Annotated in this window: 28 protein-coding genes, 1 rRNA gene and 1 other RNA gene; 20 read left to right on the top strand and 10 right to left on the bottom strand. The window is 48.9% G+C overall.

Annotated features, from left to right (window positions below; genetic code table 11):
* The first annotated feature begins 2 nt into the window (after positions 1-2).
* From AC6ESO_RS05450 to AC6ESO_RS05430, 5 genes are all read left to right on the top strand, one after another.
* Positions 3-317, top strand: a complete 315-nt coding sequence (locus tag AC6ESO_RS05450; RefSeq protein WP_494818563.1) for a hypothetical protein — start codon at positions 3-5, stop codon at positions 315-317.
* A gap of 32 nt (positions 318-349) precedes the next feature.
* Entirely contained in the window at positions 350-1,432 is a 1,083-nt protein-coding gene (locus AC6ESO_RS05445) for a tetraprenyl-beta-curcumene synthase family protein (RefSeq protein WP_497090525.1), read from the top strand.
* Positions 1,433-1,482: 50 nt separating this feature from the next.
* Positions 1,483-2,451 (top strand): 6-phosphofructokinase, encoded by a 969-nt coding sequence (gene pfkA / locus AC6ESO_RS05440; RefSeq protein WP_494818565.1) that lies wholly within the window; start codon positions 1,483-1,485, stop codon positions 2,449-2,451.
* Positions 2,452-2,548: 97 nt separating this feature from the next.
* A complete protein-coding gene (locus tag AC6ESO_RS05435) occupies positions 2,549-2,752 on the top strand; it encodes a DUF3906 family protein (RefSeq protein WP_497090524.1) in 204 nt (67 codons plus the stop codon).
* 71 nt (positions 2,753-2,823) lie between these two features.
* Positions 2,824-3,354 carry an NADPH-dependent FMN reductase gene (locus AC6ESO_RS05430; RefSeq protein WP_497090523.1) on the top strand — a complete coding sequence of 177 codons (531 nt, stop codon included), beginning with the start codon at positions 2,824-2,826 and terminating at the stop codon, positions 3,352-3,354.
* 88 nt (positions 3,355-3,442) lie between these two features.
* Here AC6ESO_RS05430 and AC6ESO_RS05425 read toward each other — a convergent pair whose 3' ends face one another.
* The 3 genes from AC6ESO_RS05425 to AC6ESO_RS05415 form a co-directional block, all read right to left on the bottom strand.
* Complete coding sequence (locus tag AC6ESO_RS05425; protein WP_497090522.1) at positions 3,443-4,681, bottom strand: putative glycoside hydrolase; 1,239 nt, start codon at positions 4,679-4,681, stop codon at positions 3,443-3,445.
* A gap of 172 nt (positions 4,682-4,853) precedes the next feature.
* Positions 4,854-5,048 carry a hypothetical protein gene (locus AC6ESO_RS05420; protein WP_091220662.1) on the bottom strand — a complete coding sequence of 65 codons (195 nt, stop codon included), beginning with the start codon at positions 5,046-5,048 and terminating at the stop codon, positions 4,854-4,856.
* A gap of 145 nt (positions 5,049-5,193) precedes the next feature.
* On the bottom strand, positions 5,194-6,021 hold the full coding sequence (locus AC6ESO_RS05415) for a YitT family protein (RefSeq protein WP_494818624.1): 828 nt from the start codon (positions 6,019-6,021) through the stop codon (positions 5,194-5,196).
* Between the two features lie 181 nt (positions 6,022-6,202).
* Between AC6ESO_RS05415 and cshA the strand changes: the two genes are divergently transcribed.
* Entirely contained in the window at positions 6,203-7,804 is a 1,602-nt protein-coding gene (gene cshA, locus AC6ESO_RS05410) for a degradosome RNA helicase CshA (RefSeq protein ID WP_497090521.1), read from the top strand.
* A 77-nt stretch (positions 7,805-7,881) separates the two neighbouring features.
* Here cshA and yjcZ read toward each other — a convergent pair whose 3' ends face one another.
* A complete protein-coding gene (yjcZ, locus tag AC6ESO_RS05405; RefSeq protein ID WP_494818570.1) occupies positions 7,882-7,974 on the bottom strand; it encodes a sporulation protein YjcZ in 93 nt (30 codons plus the stop codon).
* 179 nt (positions 7,975-8,153) lie between these two features.
* Here yjcZ and AC6ESO_RS05400 point away from each other — a divergent pair, with 179 nt between their 5' ends.
* The 3 genes from AC6ESO_RS05400 to AC6ESO_RS05390 all read left to right on the top strand — a co-directional run bounded on the left by AC6ESO_RS05400 (position 8,154) and on the right by AC6ESO_RS05390 (position 9,669).
* Positions 8,154-8,948 (top strand): DUF624 domain-containing protein, encoded by a 795-nt coding sequence (locus tag AC6ESO_RS05400; protein ID WP_494818571.1) that lies wholly within the window; start codon positions 8,154-8,156, stop codon positions 8,946-8,948.
* A 48-nt stretch (positions 8,949-8,996) separates the two neighbouring features.
* Positions 8,997-9,178, top strand: a non-coding RNA gene (gene ssrS, locus AC6ESO_RS05395) — 6S RNA.
* A gap of 95 nt (positions 9,179-9,273) precedes the next feature.
* Positions 9,274-9,669, top strand: a complete 396-nt coding sequence (locus AC6ESO_RS05390; protein WP_494818572.1) for a DUF1499 domain-containing protein — start codon at positions 9,274-9,276, stop codon at positions 9,667-9,669.
* Positions 9,670-9,734: 65 nt separating this feature from the next.
* Here AC6ESO_RS05390 and tpx read toward each other — a convergent pair whose 3' ends face one another.
* Positions 9,735-10,253 carry a thiol peroxidase gene (gene tpx / locus AC6ESO_RS05385; protein ID WP_494818573.1) on the bottom strand — a complete coding sequence of 173 codons (519 nt, stop codon included), beginning with the start codon at positions 10,251-10,253 and terminating at the stop codon, positions 9,735-9,737.
* A gap of 96 nt (positions 10,254-10,349) precedes the next feature.
* Here tpx and AC6ESO_RS05380 point away from each other — a divergent pair, with 96 nt between their 5' ends.
* The 3 genes from AC6ESO_RS05380 to AC6ESO_RS05370 all read left to right on the top strand — a co-directional run bounded on the left by AC6ESO_RS05380 (position 10,350) and on the right by AC6ESO_RS05370 (position 13,837).
* Positions 10,350-10,970 (top strand): rhomboid family intramembrane serine protease, encoded by a 621-nt coding sequence (locus tag AC6ESO_RS05380; protein ID WP_497090520.1) that lies wholly within the window; start codon positions 10,350-10,352, stop codon positions 10,968-10,970.
* A 35-nt stretch (positions 10,971-11,005) separates the two neighbouring features.
* A complete protein-coding gene (gltC, locus tag AC6ESO_RS05375; protein WP_497090519.1) occupies positions 11,006-11,911 on the top strand; it encodes a glutamate biosynthesis transcriptional regulator GltC in 906 nt (301 codons plus the stop codon).
* 105 nt (positions 11,912-12,016) lie between these two features.
* Positions 12,017-13,837: a peptidoglycan D,D-transpeptidase FtsI family protein gene (locus AC6ESO_RS05370; RefSeq protein ID WP_497090518.1), complete on the top strand. Its 1,821-nt coding sequence runs from the start codon at positions 12,017-12,019 to the stop codon at positions 13,835-13,837.
* Positions 13,838-13,854: 17 nt separating this feature from the next.
* Here the strand turns inward: AC6ESO_RS05370 and AC6ESO_RS05365 are convergent, their stop codons facing one another.
* Entirely contained in the window at positions 13,855-14,985 is a 1,131-nt protein-coding gene (locus tag AC6ESO_RS05365; RefSeq protein ID WP_497090517.1) for an AI-2E family transporter, read from the bottom strand.
* A 245-nt stretch (positions 14,986-15,230) separates the two neighbouring features.
* Here AC6ESO_RS05365 and AC6ESO_RS05360 point away from each other — a divergent pair, with 245 nt between their 5' ends.
* Positions 15,231-16,667: a polysaccharide deacetylase family protein gene (locus AC6ESO_RS05360; protein WP_497090516.1), complete on the top strand. Its 1,437-nt coding sequence runs from the start codon at positions 15,231-15,233 to the stop codon at positions 16,665-16,667.
* Between the two features lie 74 nt (positions 16,668-16,741).
* On the opposite strand, the gene AC6ESO_RS05355 is transcribed toward AC6ESO_RS05360, so the two are convergent.
* Positions 16,742-17,356 carry a PH domain-containing protein gene (locus tag AC6ESO_RS05355; RefSeq protein WP_494818579.1) on the bottom strand — a complete coding sequence of 205 codons (615 nt, stop codon included), beginning with the start codon at positions 17,354-17,356 and terminating at the stop codon, positions 16,742-16,744.
* A 107-nt stretch (positions 17,357-17,463) separates the two neighbouring features.
* Positions 17,464-19,152 (bottom strand): dihydroxy-acid dehydratase, encoded by a 1,689-nt coding sequence (gene ilvD / locus AC6ESO_RS05350; RefSeq protein WP_210664209.1) that lies wholly within the window; start codon positions 19,150-19,152, stop codon positions 17,464-17,466.
* A 282-nt stretch (positions 19,153-19,434) separates the two neighbouring features.
* Between ilvD and AC6ESO_RS05345 the strand changes: the two genes are divergently transcribed.
* From AC6ESO_RS05345 to AC6ESO_RS05320, 6 genes are read left to right on the top strand one after another with little or no spacing between them, the layout of a single operon-like run.
* Complete coding sequence (locus tag AC6ESO_RS05345; protein WP_494818580.1) at positions 19,435-19,737, top strand: urease subunit gamma; 303 nt, start codon at positions 19,435-19,437, stop codon at positions 19,735-19,737.
* 25 nt (positions 19,738-19,762) lie between these two features.
* Positions 19,763-20,134: an urease subunit beta gene (gene ureB / locus AC6ESO_RS05340; RefSeq protein ID WP_497090515.1), complete on the top strand. Its 372-nt coding sequence runs from the start codon at positions 19,763-19,765 to the stop codon at positions 20,132-20,134.
* Positions 20,127-21,845 carry an urease subunit alpha gene (gene ureC, locus AC6ESO_RS05335; RefSeq protein ID WP_497090514.1) on the top strand — a complete coding sequence of 573 codons (1,719 nt, stop codon included), beginning with the start codon at positions 20,127-20,129 and terminating at the stop codon, positions 21,843-21,845. The genes ureB and ureC overlap by 8 nt, the downstream gene beginning before the upstream one ends.
* 48 nt (positions 21,846-21,893) lie before the next feature.
* Complete coding sequence (locus AC6ESO_RS05330; protein ID WP_497090513.1) at positions 21,894-22,613, top strand: urease accessory protein UreF; 720 nt, start codon at positions 21,894-21,896, stop codon at positions 22,611-22,613.
* A 44-nt stretch (positions 22,614-22,657) separates the two neighbouring features.
* Complete coding sequence (gene ureG, locus AC6ESO_RS05325; RefSeq protein ID WP_497090512.1) at positions 22,658-23,398, top strand: urease accessory protein UreG; 741 nt, start codon at positions 22,658-22,660, stop codon at positions 23,396-23,398.
* A 16-nt stretch (positions 23,399-23,414) separates the two neighbouring features.
* Positions 23,415-24,233 carry an urease accessory protein UreD gene (locus AC6ESO_RS05320; RefSeq protein ID WP_497090511.1) on the top strand — a complete coding sequence of 273 codons (819 nt, stop codon included), beginning with the start codon at positions 23,415-23,417 and terminating at the stop codon, positions 24,231-24,233.
* Positions 24,234-24,267: 34 nt separating this feature from the next.
* Here AC6ESO_RS05320 and AC6ESO_RS05315 read toward each other — a convergent pair whose 3' ends face one another.
* Both AC6ESO_RS05315 and AC6ESO_RS05310 read right to left on the bottom strand, forming a co-directional pair.
* Complete coding sequence (locus tag AC6ESO_RS05315) at positions 24,268-24,810, bottom strand: GNAT family N-acetyltransferase (protein WP_497090510.1); 543 nt, start codon at positions 24,808-24,810, stop codon at positions 24,268-24,270.
* A gap of 377 nt (positions 24,811-25,187) precedes the next feature.
* Entirely contained in the window at positions 25,188-25,538 is a 351-nt protein-coding gene (locus AC6ESO_RS05310; RefSeq protein WP_494818587.1) for a hypothetical protein, read from the bottom strand.
* Between the two features lie 509 nt (positions 25,539-26,047).
* Between AC6ESO_RS05310 and AC6ESO_RS05305 the strand changes: the two genes are divergently transcribed.
* Positions 26,048-26,233, top strand: a 16S ribosomal RNA gene (locus AC6ESO_RS05305); the annotation flags it as partial.

The following is a 26,233-nucleotide window of genomic DNA, read 5'->3' as shown; positions in this document are numbered from 1 at the left end:
ACGTGAACCAATTTTTTAGTTGGAATGACCGGCTTGGAATCCCGCTTCCGACCCTCCATCAGGAGTGGGACATGTACAGTGAGAGGGAACGCACGTTCATTGTGACAGAATGGGAGATTATTCGCGGGACGATTCCTGATCGCGTCATGGCATTTGAAGCGATAATTAACGTAAAGCAGATTCAGCTGTTTGAGGAAGAGAACTTTGAGCGTTCATGTACCATTAACTCCGATATTGCCGAATTGGCCAGCCGGATTAATGATTTACATATCTGGTACCGCATGAATCAAGAAATTGAAAATAAGCGCCATTCCTAACAAGCGGAGTGGAAGAAGGAGGGCGCATATCGATGCAACTTTCAGCTTTGGCCCGCCAAATGCCGCAAACACCTATTCGATTAATGTACCGGGTTTACAAATACGTATTGCCGGAAGTTAGAGCCGAGCTTGCAAGATTGCGTTCGATTGCCGAGCAAATTCCCGATGATGAACTGCGAACACAAGCAATTGCCAGTATGACAAGCAAGCAGTTTCACTGTGAAGGAGGAGGCATTTACGCCGCCGCCAACTTGCAGCGCAGGGATGTGCTCGTGCCGCTCATCGTTGCTTTGCAGACGATCAGTGATTATTTGGACAACTTGTGTGACCGAAGTACTTCGCTGGATGCGGATGATTTCCGGTTGCTTCATCAATCGATGCTGGATGCCGTAGACCCGAGCGCGCCGCTGCGTGATTATTATGCATTGCGGACAGAACGCGAAGACGGGGGTTATTTGCATGAGCTGGTCCGTACATGTCAAGCCTGTATAAGGAAACTGCCGTCTTATTCGGCTGTACAGCCTTATGTAACAGAGCTTGTTGGACTATATGGTGACCTGCAAGTTCACAAACATATTGTCAAAGAGAAACGCGAGCCGGCATTGCTTGCATGGTGGGAGCGGCATCGCCTACTTGCTCCGCATTTCAAGTGGAACGAGTTTGGCGCGGCAACAGGTTCTACACTTGGCATGTTTATGTTGTTTCTTGCCGCTTCAGATGAAGGATGCGGCAGCGAAGAAGCGCTTCAAGTTCGAAACGGCTATTTCCCCCATGTTTGCGGTCTTCACATTATGCTAGATTATTTGATCGACCAAGAAGAGGATCGGATTGGCGGAGACTTGAATTTCTGCAATTACTATGCCAATCAAAGCGAACTGGTGTCACGAATCGGCGACATAGTCGAAGGTGCGCGCCAAGATGTGAGCGGGCTGCCTGCTCCGAGGTTTCACCGTATGGTAATCGAAGGTTTGCTCGCGTTATACCTGTCGGATCCCAAAGTGCGGGGTCAGAAGGACGTGCAGCTCGTTTCGAAACGGCTCATGAAGAAGAGCCCGCTCACGCGGTTGTTCTTCTGGGGAAACAGCGTTGTTATTCGATTGCGTCAATTTAAATAAGGATATGAACAAGGAAAGCACAGATAAAGAGTATAGAGGAGTGGATTGCAATGTCAGCAGTAAAATCAATTGCCGTTCTAACTAGTGGTGGAGATTCGCAAGGTATGAACGCGGCGGTACGCGCTGTCGTCCGTAGTGCTTTATATCATGGACTTGAAGTTTACGGTGTACAACGCGGCTACCAAGGCCTGCTTAATAATGATCTTCGTCAAATGGATCTTCGCAGTGTAGGTGATATCATTCAGCGTGGAGGCACCATTCTCCAAACAGCTCGCTGTAAAGAGTTTCTGACGCCGGAAGGCCAACAGAAAGGCGCGGAAGTACTGCGCGAGCGCGGAATTGACGGGCTCGTCGTCATCGGCGGAGACGGTTCCTACCAAGGTGCCAACAAGCTTTGCAAGCTGGGGATCAAAACAATGGGGTTGCCGGGTACGATCGACAACGATATTCCGTTTACCGATTATACCATCGGATTTGATACTTCGGTTAGCATCGTTGTTGACGCAATCAACAAGCTGCGCGATACGATGACGTCGCATGAACGTTCTTCGATCGTAGAGGTTATGGGCCGTCATTGCGGCGATATCGCTCTGTATGCTGGTTTGGCGAGCGGTGCAGAAACGATCATCGTACCGGAGGTACCGTTCGATCTGGATCAAGTAGCAAACCGCATGAAGGAAAACTTCGCTTCCGGCAAGCGTCACAGTATCATCGTTGTTGCTGAAGGCGCGGCAAGCGGCGAAGATATCGGTAAAGGCATCACGGAGCGTTGTGGAATGGAGCCTCGCGTTACGGTTCTGGGTCATATTCAGCGTGGCGGAACGCCAACGCACAACGACCGAATTCTTGCCAGCCAGCTCGGCGACTTTGCTGTGCGCAAGCTGATGGAAGGCGACTCCGGCAAAGGCTGCGGCATTATCCGCGGTGAGCTGGTCGTGACAGACATCGATAAAGTAGTAAACACGAAGAAACCGTTCAACATGGATCTCTACAACCTGGCTCTTCGTTTATCTCAATAAATGAACTTATAGCCTTATATGAGCAGCTGCCGGGGAGAATGGACCCGAATGACTGCCCGTATAAGGCTTTTCTATTAATCATGAGGAGGATGGACTAATGTTCTTGTACAAGATCGAAATCGAAATGGAAGATACCTCGGCGCATCTGATTCTGCTCGCGGATTCGGATGAGAAAGCATTCTCGTTCGTAGAGAGCCATGTTGCGCGGCATTATATCAAAATGCCTGTCCTGAAGTCGGTTGCCATCGTGGAGAAGAAACGGACTGAAGTCGGTTCTGGTTACCTCATTCCCCAATCGTAAATTCCTTTATTGACCAAATATACAAAACATACTATTATGTATGTAAAGTAGAATTTGGAAGGGGAATATTTATGCGCATTACGATTATCGCGGGAAGCAATCGTCCGGAATCGACAAGCACGAAATTATCTCGATATATTGGGAAGTTTATGGAATCGGAAGGCCATGAGGTTACGGTATTCGACCTGCATAAGCAGCCGCTGCCGTTCTATGGCACACACGAGGATTCGAATGCGAACCTCGCGGCATTGCGCGAATCCGCGTTCCACAGCGATGCTATTGTGCTCAGCACGCCTGAATATCATGGAAGCATCTCCGGCGTATTGAAGAATGCTCTTGATTTCCTCGGCGGCGATCATTTCGACAGCAAAGCCGTTCTGTCCGTCTGCTCTGCCGGCGGTGCGGTCGGGGTAAGCTCGCTTACGCAGATGCAAGCCATGGTCCGTAACATGCATGGAATCAACTGCCCGGAATGGATCTCCATCGGCGGTGCGGCACGCCAATTTGAAGCTGACGGGACACCGTCCTCTGTAGATGTGGTAGCCCGTGTTCATCGCACGGTGCCTTATTTCTTACAACTGGCAGCGAAGCTGCGCAAATAGCTTTCAATCGCGAGTTGAGCATGCAAAAAACGCTCTGCAGCCATGCCGGAATTTGTTCCGAGTGTGGCTTGCAGAGCGTTTTTAGTTGTTAGAACTTGGCGTCCGCCGTATAACGATTGTTCGCGTTCCATAATAAATATTCATGAATGCCGGAATCTTGCAATGCTTTAATCTGCGCGTCCACTTCGGCCTTGCCGTATTTAATATAATGCCCTTTGCCTAGCCAGCTTGCGGTAAAGTCTTGAATCCAAGGTCTGATGATCGGTTTGTAGGAGCCGATCGGGTCTAGCTTCTTGTGCGTATCTGCCATGGCGCCTTTGATGGTTGCATAGGGATCCTTATCCGGATCTTTTACTTTGAACCAGCCTGTGCTGTAATGGCTTGGATAAACCATCGGCGCGATAACATCCACGTATTTCGAGATTTTCACGAAATCTTGTCCGATGCCTTCTGCAGCCGGTACAGAAGCCGCGTATCCGAATATATCCACTGAGACACGAACGCCAAGCGGCTCAAGCTGGGACTTCGCATATTTCACGAACGCAGCGATCGTATCCACCCGCGTATCCTTGTTCTTCTCGAACTTCAGGGAGTCGGCTTTCTTCTCGAAGCCTTCCGGGAAGCGGACATAATCGAACTGAATTTCTTTGAACCCAAGCTTCACTGCTTCCTTCGCGATGGCAATGTTGTAATCCCATACTTCCTTCATATATGGGTTTACGAAGCTGTCGCCTTTGCCATTCTCCCAAATCGATCCGTCCTTGCGCAAGAAGGAAAGCTCGGGATGGCTTCTGGCCAATACCGTATCTTTAAATACTACGATTCTTCCGATTGGGTAGACATCATGTTTCTTCAGACGCTCCATCGTTTGACTGATATTGCTGATGTACTTCTTTGGTTTGCCGAGCTTAAGCAGCTCCGGATTGGTGGTGGGATAGGTAATGTAGCCGTTATCATCTTTCAAATCAATGACCATGCTGTTTAGCGGGGTATCATCGAGCAGCTTCAGCAGCGATTCCATTCTAGCGCCGCCGGCACTGTGAGCCGTTACATAAATGCCCTTCACTTCAGGGGCATCCGGCTGCGGGTCATGCTTCACGAATTCGGTGCCTGCGTTTGAACCCGAACCATCGGGCGTTGTTGCGCCCGTGCCCGAGTTCGTTCCCGGCTGGGTCGTTCCTCCGGGGCCATTCGGCTGCTGTGAGTTCGGAGCAGCAACAATTGTGGCGAGCAGTTGGTGGGTAGAAGCGGATTGCGCACCTGCTTGCGTATCCGATCCGGTTAAGACATGAAACAACAATAACAATGTAGAAACTATAACATCCATTTCAGTTCTCTCCCCATCTGCCAAGTCAGTAAAATTATAATTCAGTTTGGGATGGAGGCACAGAGGTATTTTGTAGGAATTTGCTAGAAATTGCAGAGGAGGGGGGATGTAGCCCCTTTGTTGAAGCAAAAAAAGAACGAGAACCGATTTCTCGTTTCTCGTTCGGGCGGATCTATTGCAAAAGCACTTCTCTTTGATGCTCACAAATGCTTTGCTGCACAATCTCCATCGCGTCCTCAGGTTCCAGCAATGCCAGTCCATCCCGCAGCACGATATTCAAATTCAATTCCCGCTCCGTGAGGAAAGGCACTAATTCCGGTGCTAGCTTTTCCACAATCTGTAATAGTCTGACCGTTTCCATATCCATGAAGCATCACCCTTTCATCGTAATGGAGGGTAAAACGTATGGCACGAAACAAATACAACGGGATAGCTATATTATAACAGCAGCGAATTCAAAAACCTAGTGTTGAGCAAAGAATTTCCATATTAGCCGATGCCCGTTTTGCAAATTAAAGGGAAGGCTTGCGGAATTCACCCATTACGCCGACCGTTTCTACAATATTGACGAAAGCACGCGGGTCAGTGTCTTGAATGATTTTGCGCAGCTGGTTCAATTCGAAGCGAGTGGTCACCGTCATCAGCATGTCATTCTCTGCATTCGTGTAAGCCCCGCGTGTTTTGATAACCGTAACGCCCCGGATAAGGGGAATCATGGCTGTACGCATTTCTTCTGTTTTCTTTGTTACAATAAAGACGGTAATTTTCACATGACTAATATGAATAAGGTCGATGATTTTACCTGTTGTAAAGATCGACAGCAAGGAGAATAACGCGATATCCCAGTCTTTGGTCAGCATGCCGAGCGCGGCAATAACAGTCCCGTTCAGGACGAAGATCAGCATGCCGACCGATAAGTCGCGTTTGCGAGTAATAATGGCCGCTATAATATCGAAGCCTCCGGAGGAGGAGCCTACGCGAAGAGCCAGTCCGCTTCCGAAACCGATCACGACGCCGCCGAAGACTGCGCCAAGCGTTAAATCTTCAACCATCGCGTTAACCGGAACAAGCTGCATGAAGAGCGTTGTTGCGGCAACCGAGAACGCGCTCCAGCCAACAAATCGCAAGCCGAGAACGCGCCATCCCCAGATTAAAATAGGCACATTTAGAATAAAATAAAGCCAGCCAATGTTTAGGCCGGTCGCATACCCAGCAATCATCGTAATGCCGGATACGCCGCCGCTGATCATTTTGTGCGGAATCAGAAGCTGGTTAAAGCCAAAAGCGATCAGCAAAGCACTGATCAAAGTCGTTGCTGCAGTTCGTGAAGTTCTCAAAATAGTTCACCTCGGCGGAGTATAATCAACAGGTAGCAGTTTAACAAAAAAAGTTGGAAGTTGTCTAATGCAATAAATGATGCTAGTATATGTATTTAGTGCTTGCTGGTATTCAGAAATACAGTTGTGCTATAATAAACTGTATATTTTCTGTAGGATGCAGATAGAAGGAGATTGAAACAGTTTGAAAACATTTGCTGAATTCGGCTTAGAACCTAAGGTTCTTCAAGCCATTACTGAGCTTGGATTTGAGGAATCTACCCCAATCCAATCGAAAGCCATTCCAATTGCGCTTGCCGGCACCGACTTGATCGGGCAAGCTCAGACAGGAACGGGCAAAACGGCCGCCTTCGGGATCCCGCTTGTCAACAAGATCCCGGTTACTGAAGAGCGTATCGTCGCATTAATTATGACCCCGACCCGTGAGCTTGCGATTCAAGTTTCGGAAGAAATCGGAAAGCTTACACGTTACAAAGGTCTACGTTCATTGCCAATTTACGGCGGTCAAGAGATCGGTCGTCAAATCCGCGCATTGAAGAAACGCCCGCAAATCATCATCGGTACACCTGGTCGTTTGCTCGATCATATTAACCGTAAAACAATCAAACTTGATGATGTCCAAACCGTTATCTTGGATGAAGCGGATGAAATGCTGGATATGGGCTTTATGGAAGATATCACTTCCATTCTTTCCTTGGTACCGACTAATCGCCACACGATGCTGTTCTCGGCTACAATGCCTCCGAACATTCGTAAACTGGCAGATCAATTCCTACAATCGCCTGAGCATGTGTCGGTAATCCCAACACAAGTCAGCGCACCAACGATTGAACAAGCTTATATCGAAGTTCATGAGCGTCAGAAGTTTGATGCACTGAGCCGTTTGCTTGATATGGAATCACCTGACCTTGCAATCATCTTTGGACGTACAAAGCGCCGTGTAGATGAGCTGAGCGAAGCCCTTCAGAAGCGTGGTTATTCTGCAGACGGCTTGCATGGCGACTTGTCCCAGAATCAACGTGACAACGTTATGCGTAAATTCCGCGACGGCAGCATCGATGTGCTGGTAGCAACAGACGTTGCAGCACGTGGTCTTGACGTTTCGGGCGTAACGCATGTTATCAACTTCGACTTGCCGCAAGATCCGGAGAGCTATGTACACCGTATCGGCCGTACCGGCCGTGCTGGCAAAGAAGGTACAGCGTGGTCGTTCGTAACGCCGCGTGAGCTGGATCACATGCACTTCATCGAGAAAGTGACGCGTCACAAAATCGCGAAGAAGCCATTGCCTAGCATCGCTGAAGCAATTGAAGGCAAACAACGCGTAACAGCTGAGCGCATTCTGGATGCTCTGGAAGGCGAGGCAGTTAATGAATTCAAAGCAATTGCAATTCAATTGCTCGAGCAATATGATTCCGTTAACTTGCTGGCAGCAGCAATTAAATTGATCACTGGCGAGAAGAAAGATATTAACATCGAACTTACGCCTGAAGATCCGATTCGCGCTAAGAAACGCAGACCGGATGTACGTACTAGTGGACGTCGTTTCTCCGGCGGACCATTCGGCGGCGGTAATCGTTCCGGCAGCGGTCCTCGCGGACGCGGCGAAAGCAGCGGCAGCAGCCGTGGCGGTTATGGCGGCAGCGGTGGCGGCTACAGCGGCAATCGCAGCAGCAGCAGCTCAAGCAGCAGCAGCACTAGCAGCAGCGGCGGCGGCTACAACCGTGATCGTGACAACAAAGGCCGCGGCGAAGCTCGCCGTTCCCGTCCATCCTCTGACGAATAAGCAAGGATAACACCGGGGCTTCTGTTTAGCCGAGCAATCGGATAAATAGAGCCCCTTTTTTATCTCGTTATATCCTGTCAGAAGAAGCCTTTCGTGACAATTATAAGAAGAATGAACAGAACAAGTATCATTGCGGCACTAGTGTGAGACCCATGACCCATATTACCCATTAGCGACGTCCTCCTCGGCATTTGTCTTGGGTGTGATAACACTATATGGTATGCGCTTGGGTGAATGTCGTTTAGACGCCTGCCCACATTCCCGAAAATGGGCGTTGGCTTCTTGGGCTGTCTATATTATAGTTAACGTAGTATAAAATGAAATCGCTTGCTAGGAGGACTTGGCTACAATGGAAATGAGAGGCATGATGGGCGGGTTTTATAAAATCTCGGAATGGATTATGCGCTTATCGGTAACAAACGTGCTATGGATCATTTGTTCCTTGCCGTTTATTATTTTACTGCTCCCTGTGTTATTCGCTCAGAACAGCGATCAAATGCTGAGTTACTTCATCGTTTCCGGCATCGTTGCTCCGTTCACTTTGTTTCCGGCTACCGCGGCTATGTTTGCGGTTGCCCGTAAATGGGTAATGGGTGAGGTAGATGCGCCGCTCCTTCGCACGTTCTTTAGAAACTATAAGGACAGCTATGTGCAAAGCATGATAGGCGGAATCTTGTATGTGGTTCTGTTTACGATTCTCATTGTGGACTTCCGTGTATACTTGGTGAAATTGGAATCGTTCCAGCTGGTATCTTATTTATTCGTAGCCCTTGTTGCCCTGCTGGCTGTATCGCTGTTCAATTTCTTCTCGATGGTTGTTCACTATCATATGAAGACGCTGCAGCTGCTTAAGAACGCGCTGCTGCTTACAATCGGACGACCGTTCCGGTCGCTCTCGACAGTCATCATGTGCGGCTTCGTTATTTATATTAGCTTTAGTTCGCCGAAACTGATGTTCCTCGTTCCATTCTTTACCGGCAGCGTAGTGGCGATTATCGCCTTCTGGAACTTCTATGCGATCTACATGAAGCTGCAACTGCAAGCGGAGAAAGCAGCCGAAGCAGCAGCCGAGGAAGAACGCAAACGTTTGGAAGATGAAGCATTCCTGCCACATACAGAAGAAGGTCAAAGCTCCATTAAATAGCGGCAGGTGTCACGTTTACTTTTACCCCTGTTACGTCTATAATAACTATACATCCTGCGATGTGCGTTACGGCTTATAACTTGTTTTGAACCAATGGCTGTATTAAGGGAGACTCAATTGAAACGCAGCTGACAGGCCCTCGAAAAGGGATCTCAAAAACGTTTCTGCGGCCACCCACCTGCGAGAGCGGGTTCAGAAACAAGCAAGTCGGACGGCATGGCGGGTTACTTACTTAAGCGAAAAGGGGGCAACCCCTTTTTTTTATGTTAGAAACTATGTTATGATATCTCTTAGCGTACATAGAAGTTGGAGGGGGAGATTACCTTTGTCTTTGAAGCGGTCCCTTATCGGGTTGCTGCGCAGTCATGAATTGACTGGCGATAAAGCGAAAGATCCGTTACTGAAATCCCATTATTACAAGTTGTCACGGGAGAGAGCTTGGGAAGAGGTTGTCTCTACACTAAAGAAGATGCAAGGCTACAAGGTGCTTCATGAAGTGCAATCCGTAGGTGAGATCGTACTCGAGAAACGTACGGTAACCGGCCGTACAATGGATATTACGGTATCCGTTATCAACGTGAATCCTGTTACAGCAGCGGTGGACATTTATTCCGCGTCGCGCGGTTCTTTCGGAGATCTTGGATCCAATTACCGAATCATTATTGATCTTTATCGGACTCTCGATAAGAAGCTGGCTCAATATAAAACGACCGGCATATAATAACGAGAAAAAGCGAGGAAGGGAGTCCCTGCCTCGCTTTTGTCATATGCGGATCGATATGTAGCTTATACGAGTGCTTTCACTGCATTAATCGCATTCTCGTAGTTCGGGTGTTCCGTCATTTCGCTCAGCACTTCCACGTATTGAATCGTGTCATTGCTGTCGATGACGAAGATCGCGCGCATATCCAGGTGAAGATCTTTGATCAATACGCCGTAAGCTTCGCCGAAATTGTTGTTTTTGTAGTCCGACAGAAGAACAACTTTGTCGACGCCTGCAGCACCGCACCAACGAGCTTGTGCGAACGGAAGGTCTACGCTTACTGTCAGTACAGCTACGTTCTCGCCAAGAGTTGCTGCTTCTTCGTTGAAACGACGAGTTTGCGCATCGCAAACGCCTGTATCAATCGAAGGCACTACGCTGACAAGTTTCACTTTGCCTGCGAAGTCTTTCAAGGAAACAACCTCAACAAGCGATTTGTTCAATTGGAAATCAGGAGCTTGATCACCGATTTTCAGTTCTGGGCCAATCAGAGTTAGCGGGTTGCCTTTAAGAGTAGCAACGCCTGTGCGTTCTTGTGCCATTAATAAACAGCCTCCTTGGGATGGAATTGGTTCATACCAAATTATTATAACTATAATGAATTGCCATTGTCCAATAGGAGGGCAAAGGAGACCACAATGATATTCTTACGTTATGAAAGTTTTCGCAGCTACCTGCGGCTATATCCGGTTACGGCGGCGATTATCGCGCTGAACCTGCTCGTCTACATCAGCGATCGTTACATACTGGATGGTGTGCTGCTGGAGCATGGCTTATTTTACAGTGATCCAAACGACAATTATTTCTCACTTGCGGAGCCTTGGCGATATGTGACGGCTCAATTCCTGCATCTGAGTATTTCGCATATTTTCTTCAACATGTTTGCCGTACTGGTATTTGCACCGCCGCTTGAACGGATGCTCGGCCATGTGAAGTATCTGCTATTCTATCTGCTGTGCGGCATCGTCGGCAATCTATTCAGTGCCATCGCAGATTCCTCTACGGCCGGAGCGGGTGCTTCCGGAGCCATCTATGGAGTATATGGCGCCTATCTCTACTTGGCGCTGATGAAACGCTCGCTCGACCCGGATTCACGCAAAACGGTGTATACGATACTGATATTCGGCATTTTGTATTCGATTTTTGCTCCGGGAATTGGGCTTTGGGCTCATTTTGGCGGATTGTTTGCCGGGTTCGTGCTTGCTTATGCGTACGATTGGTATCTCATTGCGAAGAAGAATCGCCGATATAATCGTTAATGGCAGCTTTTATATAGAGAAGAAGAGGGGACACGATGGAGCTTCGTCAATTGTATTATTTCGTAAAAGTGGCTAAGAAAGAGCATGTTACGAAAGCGGCAGAGGAGCTGCATGTGGCACAATCTGCGGTCAGCCGACAAATTCATCAGCTGGAGGAGGAGCTTGGTGCCAAGCTCTTCCTGCAGAAAGGACGCAACCTGCAGCTTACACCGGTCGGGGCGTTGTTTCTGAAACGGGCGGAAGTGATACTGGCTGACTTGGAACGCTCCGTTGTCGAGATTCAAGAGTTCCTCGATCCGGAGAAGGGGGAAATTCGGCTTGGATTTCCGCACAGCTTGGGTATCTCACTCATACCTGAGGTTGTTGCGGCGTTCCGGAAGCTGAACCCTAACGTGAAATTTCGGTTTAAACAAGGGATGTTCCCTTCCCTGATTCAAGATGTGATGAAGGGCGAAGTCGATCTGGCTTTCGTATCGCCCTGTCCGGAGAAGCACCCCCATGTTACGGGGCAAATCGTCTTGACGGAGGAGCTGTTTGCGATTCTGCCTCCGAATCATCCGCTTGCCACTGAAGAATCGATTGAATTGGCTCAGCTGAAGGACGAGCTGTTCGTACTGTTCAGTGAAGGGTACTCGCTGCGGCCAATCGTGTGGGAGGCTTGTCTGGCGGCCGGATTTACGCCGCAGATCGGATTTGAAGGAGAAGAGACCGATACGATTCGCGGTCTTGTTGCAGCGGGCATGGGCGTCAGTTTGCTGCCTGAACTGGCTTTGTACGCGTCAGGGCCGCTTAAGCCGGCTAAGGTGCGTGTAAGTTCTCCGCAAGTGACTCGAACAATCGGACTTATTTATCGATCCAATGAGAAGCTTCCGCTTGTCGCGAAATCATTTCAGCGTTTTCTTCTTGATTTCTTCGAATGCAGCCGGTTTCGGGACAAATAACAGGGGTCATAGAGTTGGGGTCAATCAGAGCAAATCTGATTGGCCTTTTTTTATTAAGGGGATACTTGTAAAAAATCCCTTTCGGCAGTGGAGGATTGTGTCAGCATGAGCAGTGAGCGTCGTAGAAGCAGACAACAGCGTATTTTCATCATCTTAATGGGGCTAAGCATAGTGATACTGCTCTTTGTATTGCGCATCGGATGGCTGCAATTGATGCCTTCCGCACCGGTAACAGCCAGCAGCTCGGATTGGAAGGAAGAGTCCGTTGCGCAGCGGGAACGGACGTTGGTGCTGGATACGGGGCGGGGGGATTTCTACGACCGTTCGGGAAGACCGCTAACAGGCGAGACCTACGAGGCGCTTGCTGTGTTTCCGCTGCAAAAGAAATCGCGTACAGATAACCCCAAGGACGTCAGTGAGCTGGCTAAAGTGCTTGAGATGCAGCCTTCGTTGTTTGAACATTGGATGGAGGGATTGAAGGAACCGGCCTTCTGGCAGAAGGAAGGGGAGGGAATGCCGCACCGGCTGTCTGAGAAGCAGCTAACCGCAATAGAATCGCTGCACATTAACGGGGTGCGGGTGCTGCCCTATCATAACCGCTATCCGTCTGCCTTCAGCGTCAAGCATTCGATTGGCTACATCAGTCAGCATCCGGAACTGCTCCAAACCGATTATAGCAAGCGGCTTAAGGAGCATACGATGAGCTTGAGGGATCAGACCGGCGGCGCTGGCTTGGAGCGATCTTTAGATCCGCTGCTGCAAGGCACAGGACCGACTGCAGTGTCTTATTTTACAGATGGGACGGACAAGCCCATGCATGGATTGAATTTAAGGCTAATTAGCCCGAACAATCCGTATTACCCGATTAAAGTGATGACGACGATGGATCTGTCTTTGCAAAATCAGCTGGAGAATTATGTGGATCAGAAGGGGCTTAAGGAGGGGGCGGTCGTTGTCCTCGATGCGGTTACCGGAGATATTATCGCAATGATTTCAAGGCCTCAGCTCGCAATGAGCTCGATTGACGCCTCAGGCATGGATGCAGCGAATCATGCGATTAGAGCGGCAACACCGGGATCGATATTCAAAATCGTGACGGAAGCAGCTGCGCTTGAATCCAAAGTTACAGGCGAAGGTGAGCAGTTCTACTGTAACGGTAATTATGGCCGATATGGCCTCCATTGTTGGAAGGACGGGGGACATGGTCATGTCACGCTAGAAGAAGCGTTCGCAGGCTCGTGCAATGTTGTCTTCGCGGAATTGGCGGAGCGGCTTAGTGCACGTCAGTTTCTCGTAACTGCCGATCAGCTTGGTATTGCGCGGCAGATCGGATGGAGCAGTAAAGAGGCATTTGCGCCGCTTGGAAGACCGCTGCGGCAATTCCAGGAGGAGGAAGCGGGAAAAGTGTTCGCTGTACTGCAAGGGGCTAGAGATGGCGGCCAGTTGGCCCAAACCGGCATTGGCCAAAGAGATGTTAAGCTCTCGCCGCTTCAAGCGGCTAATTTGATTGTTACATTGCTGCATGATGGCCGTGTTCAAGAGCCTAGGCTCGTTAATGAAATTCGATATGGGAATGGGCAAATACTGGCTAAGCTTGCGAGACAGTCTTCAACATCTCAATACGGACAAATTCATGCGCGTACAGCTCGAACCTTACTTAGGAGTATGGAGGCCGTAGTCGGGTATGGAACGGGAAAAGGAATCCGAAAAGGAATATGGGCGGTCGCCGGTAAGTCCGGCACCGCCCAAATTAAAAGATCAGATCGAGAAAGGTTAAATCAATGGTTTGTCGGCTACGGCCCTGTTACGCAACCCCGCTATGCTGTTGCAGTGCTGGCCGAGAATCGCACGCTTGGAACTTCCAATCAAGCGACGGTTATATTCCGAGGTGTTATGGATATTCTTGCAAAGCAGCAGAAGAGCTAATTCAAATGATGCGGCAGCTAGTCCACAATTTCCATATTCTCTGCCGGATTGGTTTGATGATCAAACTCGCCTTTCGGTGAATGAATCCAGCGGTGGAAATAACGTTGGTCATACAGCGCCTTTAGTAAAATCATAAGAATCGGCGACAGGATAACGCCTGCGATTCCGAATATCGAAAGCGATACGATCATAAACGCGAGCATGGTGAAGGCAGAGACACCGAGCGTGTCGCCGGTAATCTTAGGTTCGAGAAATTGACGGGTCAACACGACGGCAAGGAACAAGCAGCTGAGCCAAATCGCGAGCGTCGTGTTGCCGACAATGAACAGGTAAATAATCCACGGAATAAATACGGTCCCGACACCGAGCAGCGGCAGCACGTCGAAGAAAGCGGACAGCAGCGCGATGGAGAAGGCATTGGACACACCTAGCAGCAGCAAAGCCACGAAAATTACGATAAACGTGATGCTGATCAGCTTGCCCTGGGCTTTCAAATAACCGGCAATGCCGGAGAATACATTCTCACGTAAGAACAGGAACGCTTTCTTAAACGTATTAGGCGTTTTCTCCTTCGCCAGCTTTTTCCACTCTTTAATTTCCAGACTAAGGAAATAGGCGAGTATGATTCCGATCGTGAAGTTAATCATAAACGTGGAGAAGGATTTCAAGTACCCGCCAAGCGAAAGCAGGAACGATACCGCAAGATTTGATCCCCATCTCGTGATATAGCCGAAGATTTCATTGGCTTTCTCCACTACATCCGGCGAAAGCGGAAGAGCGTGCACTTTATCTTCAAGCATGGCGGCATTTTTCTGAAACTGATCAACGAGTATATCCTGGTACTTGCTTAAATTTGTAGCGAGGCCGGTAACCTGTGTCGTAACGACAAAACCGGCACCAACAAATGCACCGACGATGACGAGCGTGAATATTAGAACGGAGATGCCCGAAGCGATGGATTTTTTCATTCCAAGCCGCTGCATCCACCGTGCAGGAGGTTCGATAAACATGAAAATTACGAATGATAGGAATATTGGGGTGGCAATCCGGTATACATAACTGAATACAAGCATGATGAGATACACGGTCAGTACGATTAATGCGATATCGAATGCGGTGCGCCAATATTTACGGTAGAAGGAAAGCATCGGTGGACTCCTTTAATAAATTAGTTTTGAACCGTTTAGTATCCCGATTGTACTATAAAATAACAGTGTTTCCCAACTTAACTTTATGTTAGCCTGAATTTCCGATTTATACAGTATTTCTTCGTTGTAACTTCCGTAGCCGTTATTGTACGTGCTATGTTACAATGAATGAAGGTATCAGGCATCTGTGGCACTCCCTCTTCCAATGGACAAGGATCGAAACTAGGGTGGTGGGAAATCGGATCATGGAAAACTTCCTGCTGTGGGGATTTTATTTTTTAACTTTTTATGCTTTTTTACCTGGAATTATAAGTCGCACATTTGGTTTTCGCGTATTTAAACGGGGACGTGCAGAACGGGAAATTGCCCTAACCTTTGATGATGGGCCAGATCCTGTCTATACACCGCTGCTGCTTGATTTATTAAAGAAATATGATGCGAAAGCGACATTCTTTGTCGTCGGCATCCATGCAGAACGGCACCCGGAGTTATTGCAGCGCATGCATGCTGAAGGGCATGTCATCGGCATTCATAATTACGTACACAAGTCCAATTGGCTTATGCGTCCAAGAACGGTTAAGAAACAAATACACCGCACTTCAGAGATTATTCGCCGGGCAACCGGCGTGCGCTCGGCGTACTACAGACCTCCGTGGGGGATCGTCAATCTGTTTGATTTTTCCAATTTAGGCTATCTTCAAATTATACTTTGGTCAGCGCTGTTTGGCGATTGGCGCAAACGAGTAGGGGCTGAACGTCTAAAGGCCCGCATGATGAAGAAGCTTCGACCGGGAGAAGTGCTGCTTCTACATGACTGCGGCGCCACATTCGGTGCGGACCTAGATGCGCCGGCTAACATGCTTATTGCATTAGAGGCGTATTTAGAAGCGGGTCGCGAACGTGGGTATCAATTTGTCCATATTACGGACATGATCGCACTCACGGACGGGGATCGCAGCAAGTCGAAAGGATCCAAACCTGCGACACACGGTCTCTTTAAACGGGCGGTCATCACATGTTGGATGGGCTGGGAGCGGGTGTTTCACGTCTTGTTCCGCGTGAAATCAGGTGGAGAGGGCTCCATCTTCCACATTCGGCTTGTCCCATATCCGGGACAAACGTTGGAACTGTCGGATGGCAGGCGAATCGAGCACAAGGATCCTGTAATCGAACTTCACTTTGATAATCATAAGCTGCTGAAAATGATGACTGAATCACGTTCGATGATGCATGTAGCGATCATGCTTATTCGAGAAGTGCAGAAGGGGATGCCAAAGCTTGCCCAGCAGCTTGTAGGAAACAAAGAGTATGAACATGCAAAAGGGTTATACGGCGTCAGCATGATTAATCGCGGCGCAGAGCAATTCGGATTCAGCGTACTGCCGATTCCGAAAGGTCTGTTTGATATATCAACAAGACTGTATTTGAAGCTGCTGCTCCGTGTGCTTCATCCTTCGGGTAAGAAACGTCTGACAGAGCAGGGATCAAGGCTTGATCCGCGCATTATTGCCATGTCGATGGAACAATTCTGGGGGCGTTACGGTGCTGAGGCAAACGTAAATCCGAGCTGGAAGAAGGCGCAAACCTACGAACCGAAGCTTCATCAAGGATCGCGTCCAGGGCTTTCTCCTGCAGCTTATGATAATGCGAATGCAGCCGGAGCCGGAGAGTACACACCTTAACGCAACGCTGGATAGATTGGATAAGAAGGGCGCCTCGAAAGTCGGGGCGCCTTTCTTGTTGGCTTGCTTCCAAATTAGTGGTTAATATAACGCTCGAAGACAGCGCCGAAATCTTTCGATTTATATTGCTTTTGCGTTTCGGCTAACCAATTGAAGGCAAGCTGGTTGATCGACTTGAACTGTTCCGAGAGATCGATTTCAGCTTTATAAATTTGGCTTACCGTCGAGGAAGCCAGGTCCAAGCTCTGCTTTGCAAAGCCCAGTGCGATTTCATTCTCGTGCGTAAGCTCGGCGATTTTGATCAGTGCTTTATAGAGATCTTTTACTTCTTCGATATGTTTCTTATGCACGTCTATGGTGAATGGTGTGCCGCCAAGATTGAATTTGATTTCAACATCGAGATCGACGGTTCCTGCCGTTTCTAAGTATACGCTGGAAATCTTATGTGCACTGTAGGAATAGCGGTGAAGCGTTCTTTTCTTGCTGACTGCACTTGTGCCATCGAGGTGGATGAGTGCTTGATTCGTGAAGCAGTACTCATCGGATTTGGATTTGATCAGAAAGTAAATTTTCTCGTTATCCTCGTGCAGGACATAATCGTCGGCATCAACCTTATCATAGTTTTCCGGCTTGATGACAGAACCTAAATCGCTTAATCCAAGCAAATCGGCAGCTACTTTCCCGAACATGAGAATCCCTCCATCATCTAAAATAAAAATCGCCCTGCATATAAGTAGTTGGCTAACAACTAGTCATACGCAGGGCGATTCCATTATGTTTCAATTTTACGGCGGAATTAATTAAATCTTAGAACGCCGCCTGTGCTTGCATTTGTTACAAGGTGGGAGTAACGAGCCAGATAACCTTTTTTGATTTTCGGCTCAAAACCTTTCCAATTCGCACGGCGAGCTTCAAACTCCTCGTCGCTGATCAGAAGGTTCATTTGGTTGTTGATCAGATCAAGCTCCACGAGGTCGCCGTCTTGAACGAAAGCGATAGGACCGCCTTCAGCGGCTTCCGGTGAAACGTGACCGATACTGATTCCGCGGGATGCACCGGAGAAACGGCCATCTGTTACGAGACCAACCTTAGCTCCAAGACCCATACCGACGATTTGCGACGTTGGCGCGAGCATCTCTGGCATACCAGGTCCGCCCTTAGGGCCTTCGTAACGAATGACGACAACATGTCCTTCTTTAACTTTACCGTTAGCGATGCCGTGCAGTGCCTCATCTTGCGAATCGAAGCAAATTGCAGGACCCTTATGGTAGCCGCCGACCGATTTATCAACAGCGCCGACTTTAATGATCGCACCGCGTGGTGCAAGGTTACCGAATAGAACAGCTAGTCCGCCGCGCTCGCTATGCGGGTTGTCCAGCGTATGAAGAACATCCGTATCCTTGATATCGTGTCCGGCTACATTCTCGCGAAGTGTCTTACCTGTTACGGTGAGCACGTCACCGTGAAGGGCGCCTTCTTTCTTGAACAGCTCGTTGATAATTGCGCTAACGCCGCCGGCATTGTGAACGTCTTCGATGTGGTAATCCGAAGCCGGAGCAATCTTCGCAAGATGCGGAACGCGTGCTGCAATTTCATTGATGCGCTCGATTGGGTATTCGATACCCGCTTCATGTGCGATTGCAAGCGTATGAAGGACAGTGTTTGTGGAGCCGCCCATTGCCATATCAAGTGCAAATGCATTGTCGATGGAATCTTTGGTCACGATATCGCGTGGTTTCAGATCCATCTCGATCAGGTTCATCAGCTGGCGAGCAGCTTGTTTGACGAATTCTTTACGTTCAGGCGATACAGCAAGGATTGTGCCGTTACCCGGAAGAGCCAGCCCAAGACCTTCTGCCAGACAGTTCATGGAGTTAGCTGTGAACATACCGGAGCAAGATCCGCAAGTCGGACAACCGAATTGCTCAAGCTCTGTAAGACTAGCTTCGTCGATTTTACCTGCTTGGAATGCGCCGACACCTTCAAATACGCTGGAGAGCGAAATTGAGCGGCCATCGGAGGTTTTGCCTGCTTTCATTGGTCCGCCGCTGACAAGCATTGTCGGGATGTTGACGCGAAGCGCGCCCATGATCATGCCCGGTGTGATTTTGTCGCAGTTTGGAATACACACCATGCCGTCAAACCAGTGAGCATTTACAACGGTTTCTACGGAGTCCGCAATAATTTCACGGCTCGCAAGGGAATAACGCATACCGATATGTCCCATTGCAATTCCGTCGTCGACGCCAATCGTATTGAATTCGAAAGGCACGCCGCCTGCTTCCCAGATCGCTTCTTTAACGAGCTTTCCGAATTCCTGCAAGTGAACGTGGCCTGGAATGATATCGATGTACGAGTTGCAAACCGCGATAAACGGTTTACCGAAGTCTTCCTCTTTTACCCCGGCAGCACGCAGCAAGCTGCGGTGCGGAGCGCGGTCAAATCCTTTTTTAATTGTGTCTGAACGCATCTTTTTTGCCGCCATTTCTGTCCCTCCCAAAGTAAGTTCAATAAATTTTAGTCTATCACATCGGGCATTGAATGGCTAGCACGTTCGCCCATGGAAGAGGTGGCAAGGAAGCTGAGAAATTTAAGTATAAGATGAAAGGATTTGCACTCTTTTTCGACAAAACCTGACATCACAATCCATTAAATAACAATTAACGGTACCAATCTATCACCATATGTTATTAAACATAACACAAAAGATTTACTTGGTCCCTTTGAACCGCTATAATAATAGAAAACGTTGGAAGAGGTGCCCTGTATGCAGTTAACGGAAAGGGAAAAAGAAAAGCTTCTAATTACGATTGCTGCCGATTTGGCACGTAGACGACTGAATCGGGGCGTGAAATTAAATTACCCTGAGAGTATAGCGCTGATTACTTCTGAAATTTTAGAAGGTGCCCGCGATGGGCTGACTGTAGCGCAATTAATGGAACACGGTACAACGATTCTAAGCCGGGAACAAGTGATGTCCGGCGTGGCGGATATGATCCATGAAGTGCAAGTCGAAGCGACATTTCCGGATGGGACGAAGCTTGTGACCATTCATCATCCCATACTTTAACGTTGCTAGAGAGAAGGGGATTGCCATGATACCAGGAGAATACCGTACGGTTGCCGGGGAAATTGAGCTGAATGCGGGCCGAGAAACGGTGGAAATTCTAGTTGTGAATACGGGAGATCGGCCTGTACAGGTGGGTTCGCATTTTCATTTCTTTGAAGTTAACCGGGCACTGGCATTTGATCGCGAAGCGGCATTCGGCATGCGACTTCATATTCCGGCCGGCACGGCCGTGAGGTTTGAGCCTGGTGAGGAGAAGCCGGTTCAACTTGTTGAGCTTGGTGGAAGCAAACGCTCCTTTGGATTAAACGCGTTGACTAATGGTCCTGCACTTCGCGGCAATATGTCTGAAGAAGTGCGCGGCAGGCTTACAGCATGGGAGGGCCTCCATCATGAGTAAGATGAGTCGCAGCAGCTACGCAGCCATGTTCGGTCCGACAACAGGCGATGCCGTTCGGTTAGCGGATACGGAATTATGGGCCCAAATAGAAAAGGATTACACGGTCTATGGAGACGAGTGCAAGTTCGGCGGTGGAAAAGTTATTCGAGATGGTATGGGGCAATCGAGCGGAGCGCTGCGTAGTGAAGGCGTTCTGGATACGCTGATTACCAATGCGATTGTCATTGACCATTGGGGGATAGTGAAAGCCGATATCGGAATTCGAGACGGTGTAATTGTAGGCATCGGTAAAGCAGGCAATCCGGATATTATGGATGGTGTTATGCCAAACATGGTCGTCGGCGCGAGTACAGAGGTTATTGCAGGTGAAGGGAAGATTGTAACTGCTGGCGGAATCGACAGCCATATTCACTTTATTTGCCCGCAGCAGATTGAAACGGCGCTTTCTTCAGGTGTAACTACCATGATTGGCGGCGGCACCGGGCCTGCGACGGGCACGAATGCAACGACCTGCACGCCGGGGGCATGGCATATGCGCAGGATGCTGGAAGCTGCTGAAGCGTTTCCGATGAACCTGGGCTTTACGGGCAAAGGTAATTCATCCTTCGCCGGACCGCTCATTGAGCAAATTGAAGCGGGAGCCATTGGGCTGAAGCTGCATGAAGACTGGGGAACGACGCCGGCTTCCATTGATGTTTGCCTAACGGCAGCCGATCTGTACGATGTTCAGGTCGCCATACATACCGATACGCTGAATGAAGCGGGATTTCTGGAGGATACGCTCGCGGCATTTAAAGGCCGGACTATCCATACTTATCATACGGAAGGGGCGGGCGGCGGGCATGCTCCGGATATTATCCGAGCAGCCGGCGAGTTGAATGTACTGCCATCATCAACAAACCCGACACGTCCGTTTACGATTAATACGATTGAAGAGCATTTGGATATGCTGATGGTCTGTCATCATTTGGACAGCAGTATTCCCGAGGATGTAGCTTTTGCAGACTCGCGGATTCGTCCGGAGACGATAGCGGCCGAAGATATTTTGCATGATATGGGCGTATTCAGCATGATCAGTTCTGATTCGCAAGCGATGGGTCGTGTTGGGGAGGTTATTATCCGAACTTGGCAAACCGCCGACAAGATGAAGAAACAGCGTGGTCCTTTAGCGCCTGATACAAATGCTGAGGCTGATAATTTCCGCATCAAGCGCTATATCGCGAAGTACACGATTAACCCCGCGATTACACATGGCATTTCACATTTGGTGGGTTCCGTCGAGCCCGGCAAATTTGCGGATTTGGTCGTGTGGAGCCCGATGTTTTTTGGCGTAAAGCCGGATCTGGTGCTCAAAGGCGGAAGTATCGCGTACGCGCAGATGGGTGATCCCAATGCATCGATTCCGACGCCGCAGCCGGTATTCGGCCGACCGATGTTTGCTGCGTTTGGCAAAGCCAAGCATAGCAGTTCGATTACTTTCGTGTCGCAGGCGGCTTATGATCGCGGCATCGCCGGGGAGCTGGGATTAGCTAAACGGATCGAGCCGGTGCGGGGCTGCAGGTCGGTTACGAAGAAGGATATGATCCACAATGATGCGACACCGATCATTACCGTTGATCCGGAAACCTATGAAGTGAAAGTGGATGGTGTCCCTGCGACCTGTGAACCGGCGGACGTTCTGCCGATGGCTCAGCTATACTTCTTGTTTTAGATTTATAACGACTTATAGCTGTTTCCGGTTTGGTATGGAGGTGATGGGTTGGGCATAAATGCAGAAGAAAGTCATAACCTTGCGGTGCTGCCTTGGCTTGCTCTTCAACAGCTGCTCGACTCGGCATTGCCGATAGGCGGGTTCTCCCATTCCTTCGGTTTGGAGACGCTGGTACAGGAAGAGATGTTGCAAACAAGCAAGCAGCTCGAGGATTACACCGTTTCGATGCTGATGCAAAGCTGGTCAACAGCGGATGTAATGGTCATCAAATCCGTATATCGCGACATGCCGACGCAGGATTATCGTTCCATATGGGCCGTAGAGAGGCTTGTTCATGTTCAACGAACGGCAATTGAAACGCGAAATGGGATCGAGAAGATGGGGCGACGGCTTTTACAACTGCTTGGTTCCTTATATCCCAGTTATGACTGGACGCCTTTGCAAGAAGGGCTAAAGTCGAAGAATTGCTTAGCCACTCATCCGCTGGTGTTCGGATTTGCTTGCTACCGTCTGGGAATCACGCTTGAACAAGCGGCGCAAGGGTATATGTATGCGAGCATTGTTAACTGTATCAACAGTGCGCTGAGGCTCATGCCGATTGGTCAAACCGAAGGGCAAACCATCATTGCAAGGCTGACGCCGAAGACGATGGAGGCTTGGAAGGCGGTATCGGACATGACGCCGGAGGACGCTTATAGCTTCATGCCTTTGAGTGAAATAGCTATGATGCGCCATGAGAATCTGTACTCTCGTCTATTCATGTCTTAATTGCAGATAGTCGAATCTTCATATCCCGCTAGGAGGAATGTACAATGTGTCAAGGACAAGGTCATCATCATCATGAATGGGAGCAGCCGGCAATCGATCGTGCAGGTTCAAGGCCGGTTCGCATCGGTATTGGCGGCCCGGTTGGTTCGGGAAAGACGGCATTGGTTGAACGTCTTGCAGGTGCGCTGAAGGACAAATATAGTGTGGCTGTCATCACGAATGACATCTATACGAAAGAAGATGCTCGGATTCTGGCTGCCACCGGTGTACTGCCGGAAGAGCGTATTATCGGAGTAGAGACGGGCGGATGTCCACATACAGCGATTCGCGAGGATGCCTCGATGAATTTTGAAGCGGTGGATGAGCTGACAAGCCGTTTTGATGATCTTGATTTGATCTTTATCGAAAGCGGCGGCGATAATTTGGCAGCGGCCTTTAGTCCGGAGCTGGTGGATCGGTTTATCTACATTATCGACGTAGCACAAGGGGAGAAAATTCCGCGTAAAGGCGGCCCTGGCATCATGCGCTCGGATTTGTTGATTATTAACAAAATCGATCTGGCCCCTCATGTAGGTGCAAGCCTTGAAGTGATGGAGTCCGATACGAAACGCATGCGAGGAGAGCGGCCTTATGTGTTCTCGAACCTGTTCGGCGGCGTAAACGTGGATCGAATTGTTGCTTGGCTGGAGCATGAGCTCGCCCACGCTCATGGACATGAGCATCATCACGAGCATAAGCATGAGAGTGAACATGATCATGCAGCAGCACATCACCACCACTCCTAGGCAGGAGGGGCAGCGTGTGTCTCAGCTTCGGGCGGTATTTGAGAAGCGGGAGCGCGGAACGGTTTTGACTTCGAAATATCATACTGCGCCTATCAAGATCGCAAAAGCTTTCCCGCTTAATGGTCCGCTAGGTGTCATTGTGATGGATGTATCTCCTGGTCTTCTGGCTGGTGATCGATACGAATTCGATTGGAAAATAGGGCAAGGTGCACATGCCTATGTGACGAATCAATCGTTCACAAAAGTGCATCCATCTAATCCGCTGCTTGGCGGATCTTCAATTAGGCAACGCTTCGAGCTCGGCGGCGGCGCGGTATTGGAGTCTATGCCAGAGCCGGTCATGCTTTACCGGGATGCTGCACTGGATTCCGAGACGGAGGTTCGCTTAGGCGAAGGTGCTGTGTGGATGGGAGCTGAAGTGCTTTGCCCGGGCAGGACGCTGCGTGGCGAGTTGTTCAACTACGTCCATCTGAAGAACAAGGTACGTGTTTATTATGAGGATGAACTGATCTACGCACAGCAGCAAAATATCATACCGGAATGGCAGCTATTGTCGGCTCCCGGTTGTCTTGGGAAGTTGACTCATACCGGTGTATTCTATGCTTTTGCAGATCGAATCCAAGCGAAGCATGCTGAGGCGGTTCGGGCTGCGTTAGAATCGTTGCCGAGTCGCGGACAGAGAGAGATTCAGTGGGGCGTATCGCTTACCTATAAGCATGGCCTTGCGGTCATGGCAGTTGGAACGACGGCTTGGCACATCCAAGAAACATTTGCTGTGGTTTGGGCGGTAATGAGGAAGGAACTGCTGGGGTTATCGCCTTTTGCGATAAGCTAGAATAAAAAGGATGGCGAATTGCTCGCCGTCCTTTTTATTTGGTGAAGTACTCTGTTCTGGTGATCCCGAAGTAATCGAGATCTTCGAATTGATCCCATTTGCGGATATGCTGTTTAAAAGTCCCTTCGTGTTTCAAGCCTGCTTTGGTTAATACTGCTGATGATGCCGGATTACGTGTCATTGCAGCACCGATGATGCGATTCAGGTTCAGTACTTCGAAGCCGTAGCGGACAATTCGTTTGGCGGCCTCAGTTGCATAACCTTGTCCCCAGAATTCCTGGCCTAACCAGTAACCGATTTCGGCTCGTTGATGTACGGCAGTTAGGTTTAAGCTGATGCATCCCATTAGCTGCTGTTGTTTCGCTTCAACTATAGCGAATGTAAAACCGTGTCCGTGCTGCGCTGCATCTATGCGAAACGCGATCCATGAATCGGCTGCTCCATCGGGGTAGGGATGTGGAAGCGACAGTGTTGTACGGGCGACCTCGTATTGCCCGGCTAGCTTTTGTACGGTGGAAGCATCCTTTTGTTCAAAGGGTCGAAGTTGCAATCTAGGTGTCTGTAAGGTAATACTCATGCCGATTCACCTCGCAGCGACTTTTCCTCAATTATAGCAGGGGGCGAAGGCGAGGTCATCCGTGTTTCGGTATATAATAAAAGCCCTTGCTTACCCGCTGCTGAGAGGGAGGAGCAAGAGCTTTAATGTGCGTACAGTTTTAGACTAGTAAAGCTTATTGTTAATCCTCTGCATTGCTGTTGCTTTTCTTATCAGAGGACTTTGTTGTTGTATTCTTGCGTCCTTGACCTTGCTGCTTTGCCATGGGGCACACTCCTTTCCGGGAAGATGTAGCCTATTGTGTGTAGGAATGTCCCCAAATATGAGCATAGAGGAAGAATAATCAAAAAGACCATGATTCGAATGAAAGTCTCATTCCAGTCATGGTCTTTGAACTGTTACATAGCCATTGGATTCCGTGATGTCAGCACATTCTTGATACTTTGTGCGCGCCACTTCGATACATGGACTTGTTTGGCTTCGGAAGTGCTGCGGTCAAAGCAGATTGTACCATCCGTTAGGGAAAGTACCTTCTCGGCGTTAACGTAGCAATTGGCGCTTACTTTGATGAAACGACCTGATGTGATGTAACTGTTCAACTGCTCGGTAGTAATTCTCTTCTTTATGTTGTAGTTTCTACCGTGAAAGCTGGCCAGACCAAGCCTACCAACCTTGAAGTAATAAATGTCCTTCTCTACCTCAAAGTTTTCGTAAATGTTGCGAGCATCGTCTGCTACTACCTTCATCATGTAATGATCCCCCTCAATAAGATGAATTTGTTAGCGCTTTCATTTTAACACAAACATGTGGGCTTGTGAACAGCATGAACCATTTTTTTCATAATTTTTTTGCGTGAATGGTACCCTGCATATTTCTCTTCATTAAATAGCGGAAAATGAAACACCATGTATAAAGAAGCTAATCGAGGAAAATCTATTTGTATAATAATACCTGTTGCGATGAACGCAGCGTCCATGGTATATTCTATTCCTGCCTCCGAGACATCAAGTTGGAAGCGGCGATCGAAGACAATACAAGCTGAAAAATAAAGCTTGCAATCATGTTTCGATTCATGGTAACATCTAATTCCGGTCATGAGCCGGAAGGAAATAAACCAAGTATTTGTTCTTTGAAAACTGAACAATGAGCGACCAGTCAAATGGTCATAAATCGCGAAACGAACGTTTCGCAAAGCTAGTTTTTTGAATGAGCTAACAAGCGAATTCTTAAAAATGGCCAAGCCTTCGGGCTTACCACTTTTATGGAGAGTTTGATCCTGGCTCAGGACGAACGCTGGCGGCGTGCCTAATACATGCAAGTCGAGCGGATCTTACCTTCGGGTAAGGTTAGCGGCGGACGGGTGAGTAACACGTAGGCAACCTGCCTGTAAGACCGGGATAACATTCGGAAACGGATGCTAATACCGGATATGCAATTTAGCTGC

It is taken from the genome of Paenibacillus rhizoryzae (genome assembly GCF_059686995.1).
This window is presented reverse-complemented; position numbering and strand designations above follow the sequence as displayed.

What these genes read in the sequence shown, in the direction of transcription:
- AC6ESO_RS05445 (WP_497090525.1), top strand. Translation starts at nt 350, where the DNA reads ATGCAACTTTCAGCTTTGGCCCGCCAAATGCCGCAAACACCTATTCGA.
- AC6ESO_RS05365 (WP_497090517.1), bottom strand. Translation starts at nt 14,985, where the DNA reads ATGCTTTCCTTCTACCGTAAATATTGGCGCACCGCATTCGATATCGCA.
- AC6ESO_RS05400 (WP_494818571.1), top strand. Translation starts at nt 8,154, where the DNA reads ATGGAAATGAGAGGCATGATGGGCGGGTTTTATAAAATCTCGGAATGG.
- pfkA (WP_494818565.1), top strand. Translation starts at nt 1,483, where the DNA reads ATGTCAGCAGTAAAATCAATTGCCGTTCTAACTAGTGGTGGAGATTCG.
- AC6ESO_RS05420 (WP_091220662.1), bottom strand. Translation starts at nt 5,048, where the DNA reads ATGGATATGGAAACGGTCAGACTATTACAGATTGTGGAAAAGCTAGCA.
- AC6ESO_RS05360 (WP_497090516.1), top strand. Translation starts at nt 15,231, where the DNA reads ATGGAAAACTTCCTGCTGTGGGGATTTTATTTTTTAACTTTTTATGCT.
- AC6ESO_RS05310 (WP_494818587.1), bottom strand. Translation starts at nt 25,538, where the DNA reads ATGATGAAGGTAGTAGCAGACGATGCTCGCAACATTTACGAAAACTTT.
- yjcZ (WP_494818570.1), bottom strand. Translation starts at nt 7,974, where the DNA reads ATGGGTAATATGGGTCATGGGTCTCACACTAGTGCCGCAATGATACTT.
- AC6ESO_RS05345 (WP_494818580.1), top strand. Translation starts at nt 19,435, where the DNA reads ATGCAGTTAACGGAAAGGGAAAAAGAAAAGCTTCTAATTACGATTGCT.
- AC6ESO_RS05425 (WP_497090522.1), bottom strand. Translation starts at nt 4,681, where the DNA reads ATGGATGTTATAGTTTCTACATTGTTATTGTTGTTTCATGTCTTAACC.
- gltC (WP_497090519.1), top strand. Translation starts at nt 11,006, where the DNA reads ATGGAGCTTCGTCAATTGTATTATTTCGTAAAAGTGGCTAAGAAAGAG.
- AC6ESO_RS05380 (WP_497090520.1), top strand. Translation starts at nt 10,350, where the DNA reads ATGATATTCTTACGTTATGAAAGTTTTCGCAGCTACCTGCGGCTATAT.
- AC6ESO_RS05435 (WP_497090524.1), top strand. Translation starts at nt 2,549, where the DNA reads ATGTTCTTGTACAAGATCGAAATCGAAATGGAAGATACCTCGGCGCAT.
- AC6ESO_RS05355 (WP_494818579.1), bottom strand. Translation starts at nt 17,356, where the DNA reads ATGTTCGGGAAAGTAGCTGCCGATTTGCTTGGATTAAGCGATTTAGGT.
- tpx (WP_494818573.1), bottom strand. Translation starts at nt 10,253, where the DNA reads ATGGCACAAGAACGCACAGGCGTTGCTACTCTTAAAGGCAACCCGCTA.
- AC6ESO_RS05370 (WP_497090518.1), top strand. Translation starts at nt 12,017, where the DNA reads ATGAGCAGTGAGCGTCGTAGAAGCAGACAACAGCGTATTTTCATCATC.
- ureB (WP_497090515.1), top strand. Translation starts at nt 19,763, where the DNA reads ATGATACCAGGAGAATACCGTACGGTTGCCGGGGAAATTGAGCTGAAT.
- ureC (WP_497090514.1), top strand. Translation starts at nt 20,127, where the DNA reads ATGAGTAAGATGAGTCGCAGCAGCTACGCAGCCATGTTCGGTCCGACA.
- AC6ESO_RS05430 (WP_497090523.1), top strand. Translation starts at nt 2,824, where the DNA reads ATGCGCATTACGATTATCGCGGGAAGCAATCGTCCGGAATCGACAAGC.
- AC6ESO_RS05315 (WP_497090510.1), bottom strand. Translation starts at nt 24,810, where the DNA reads ATGAGTATTACCTTACAGACACCTAGATTGCAACTTCGACCCTTTGAA.
- ilvD (WP_210664209.1), bottom strand. Translation starts at nt 19,152, where the DNA reads ATGGCGGCAAAAAAGATGCGTTCAGACACAATTAAAAAAGGATTTGAC.
- ureG (WP_497090512.1), top strand. Translation starts at nt 22,658, where the DNA reads ATGTGTCAAGGACAAGGTCATCATCATCATGAATGGGAGCAGCCGGCA.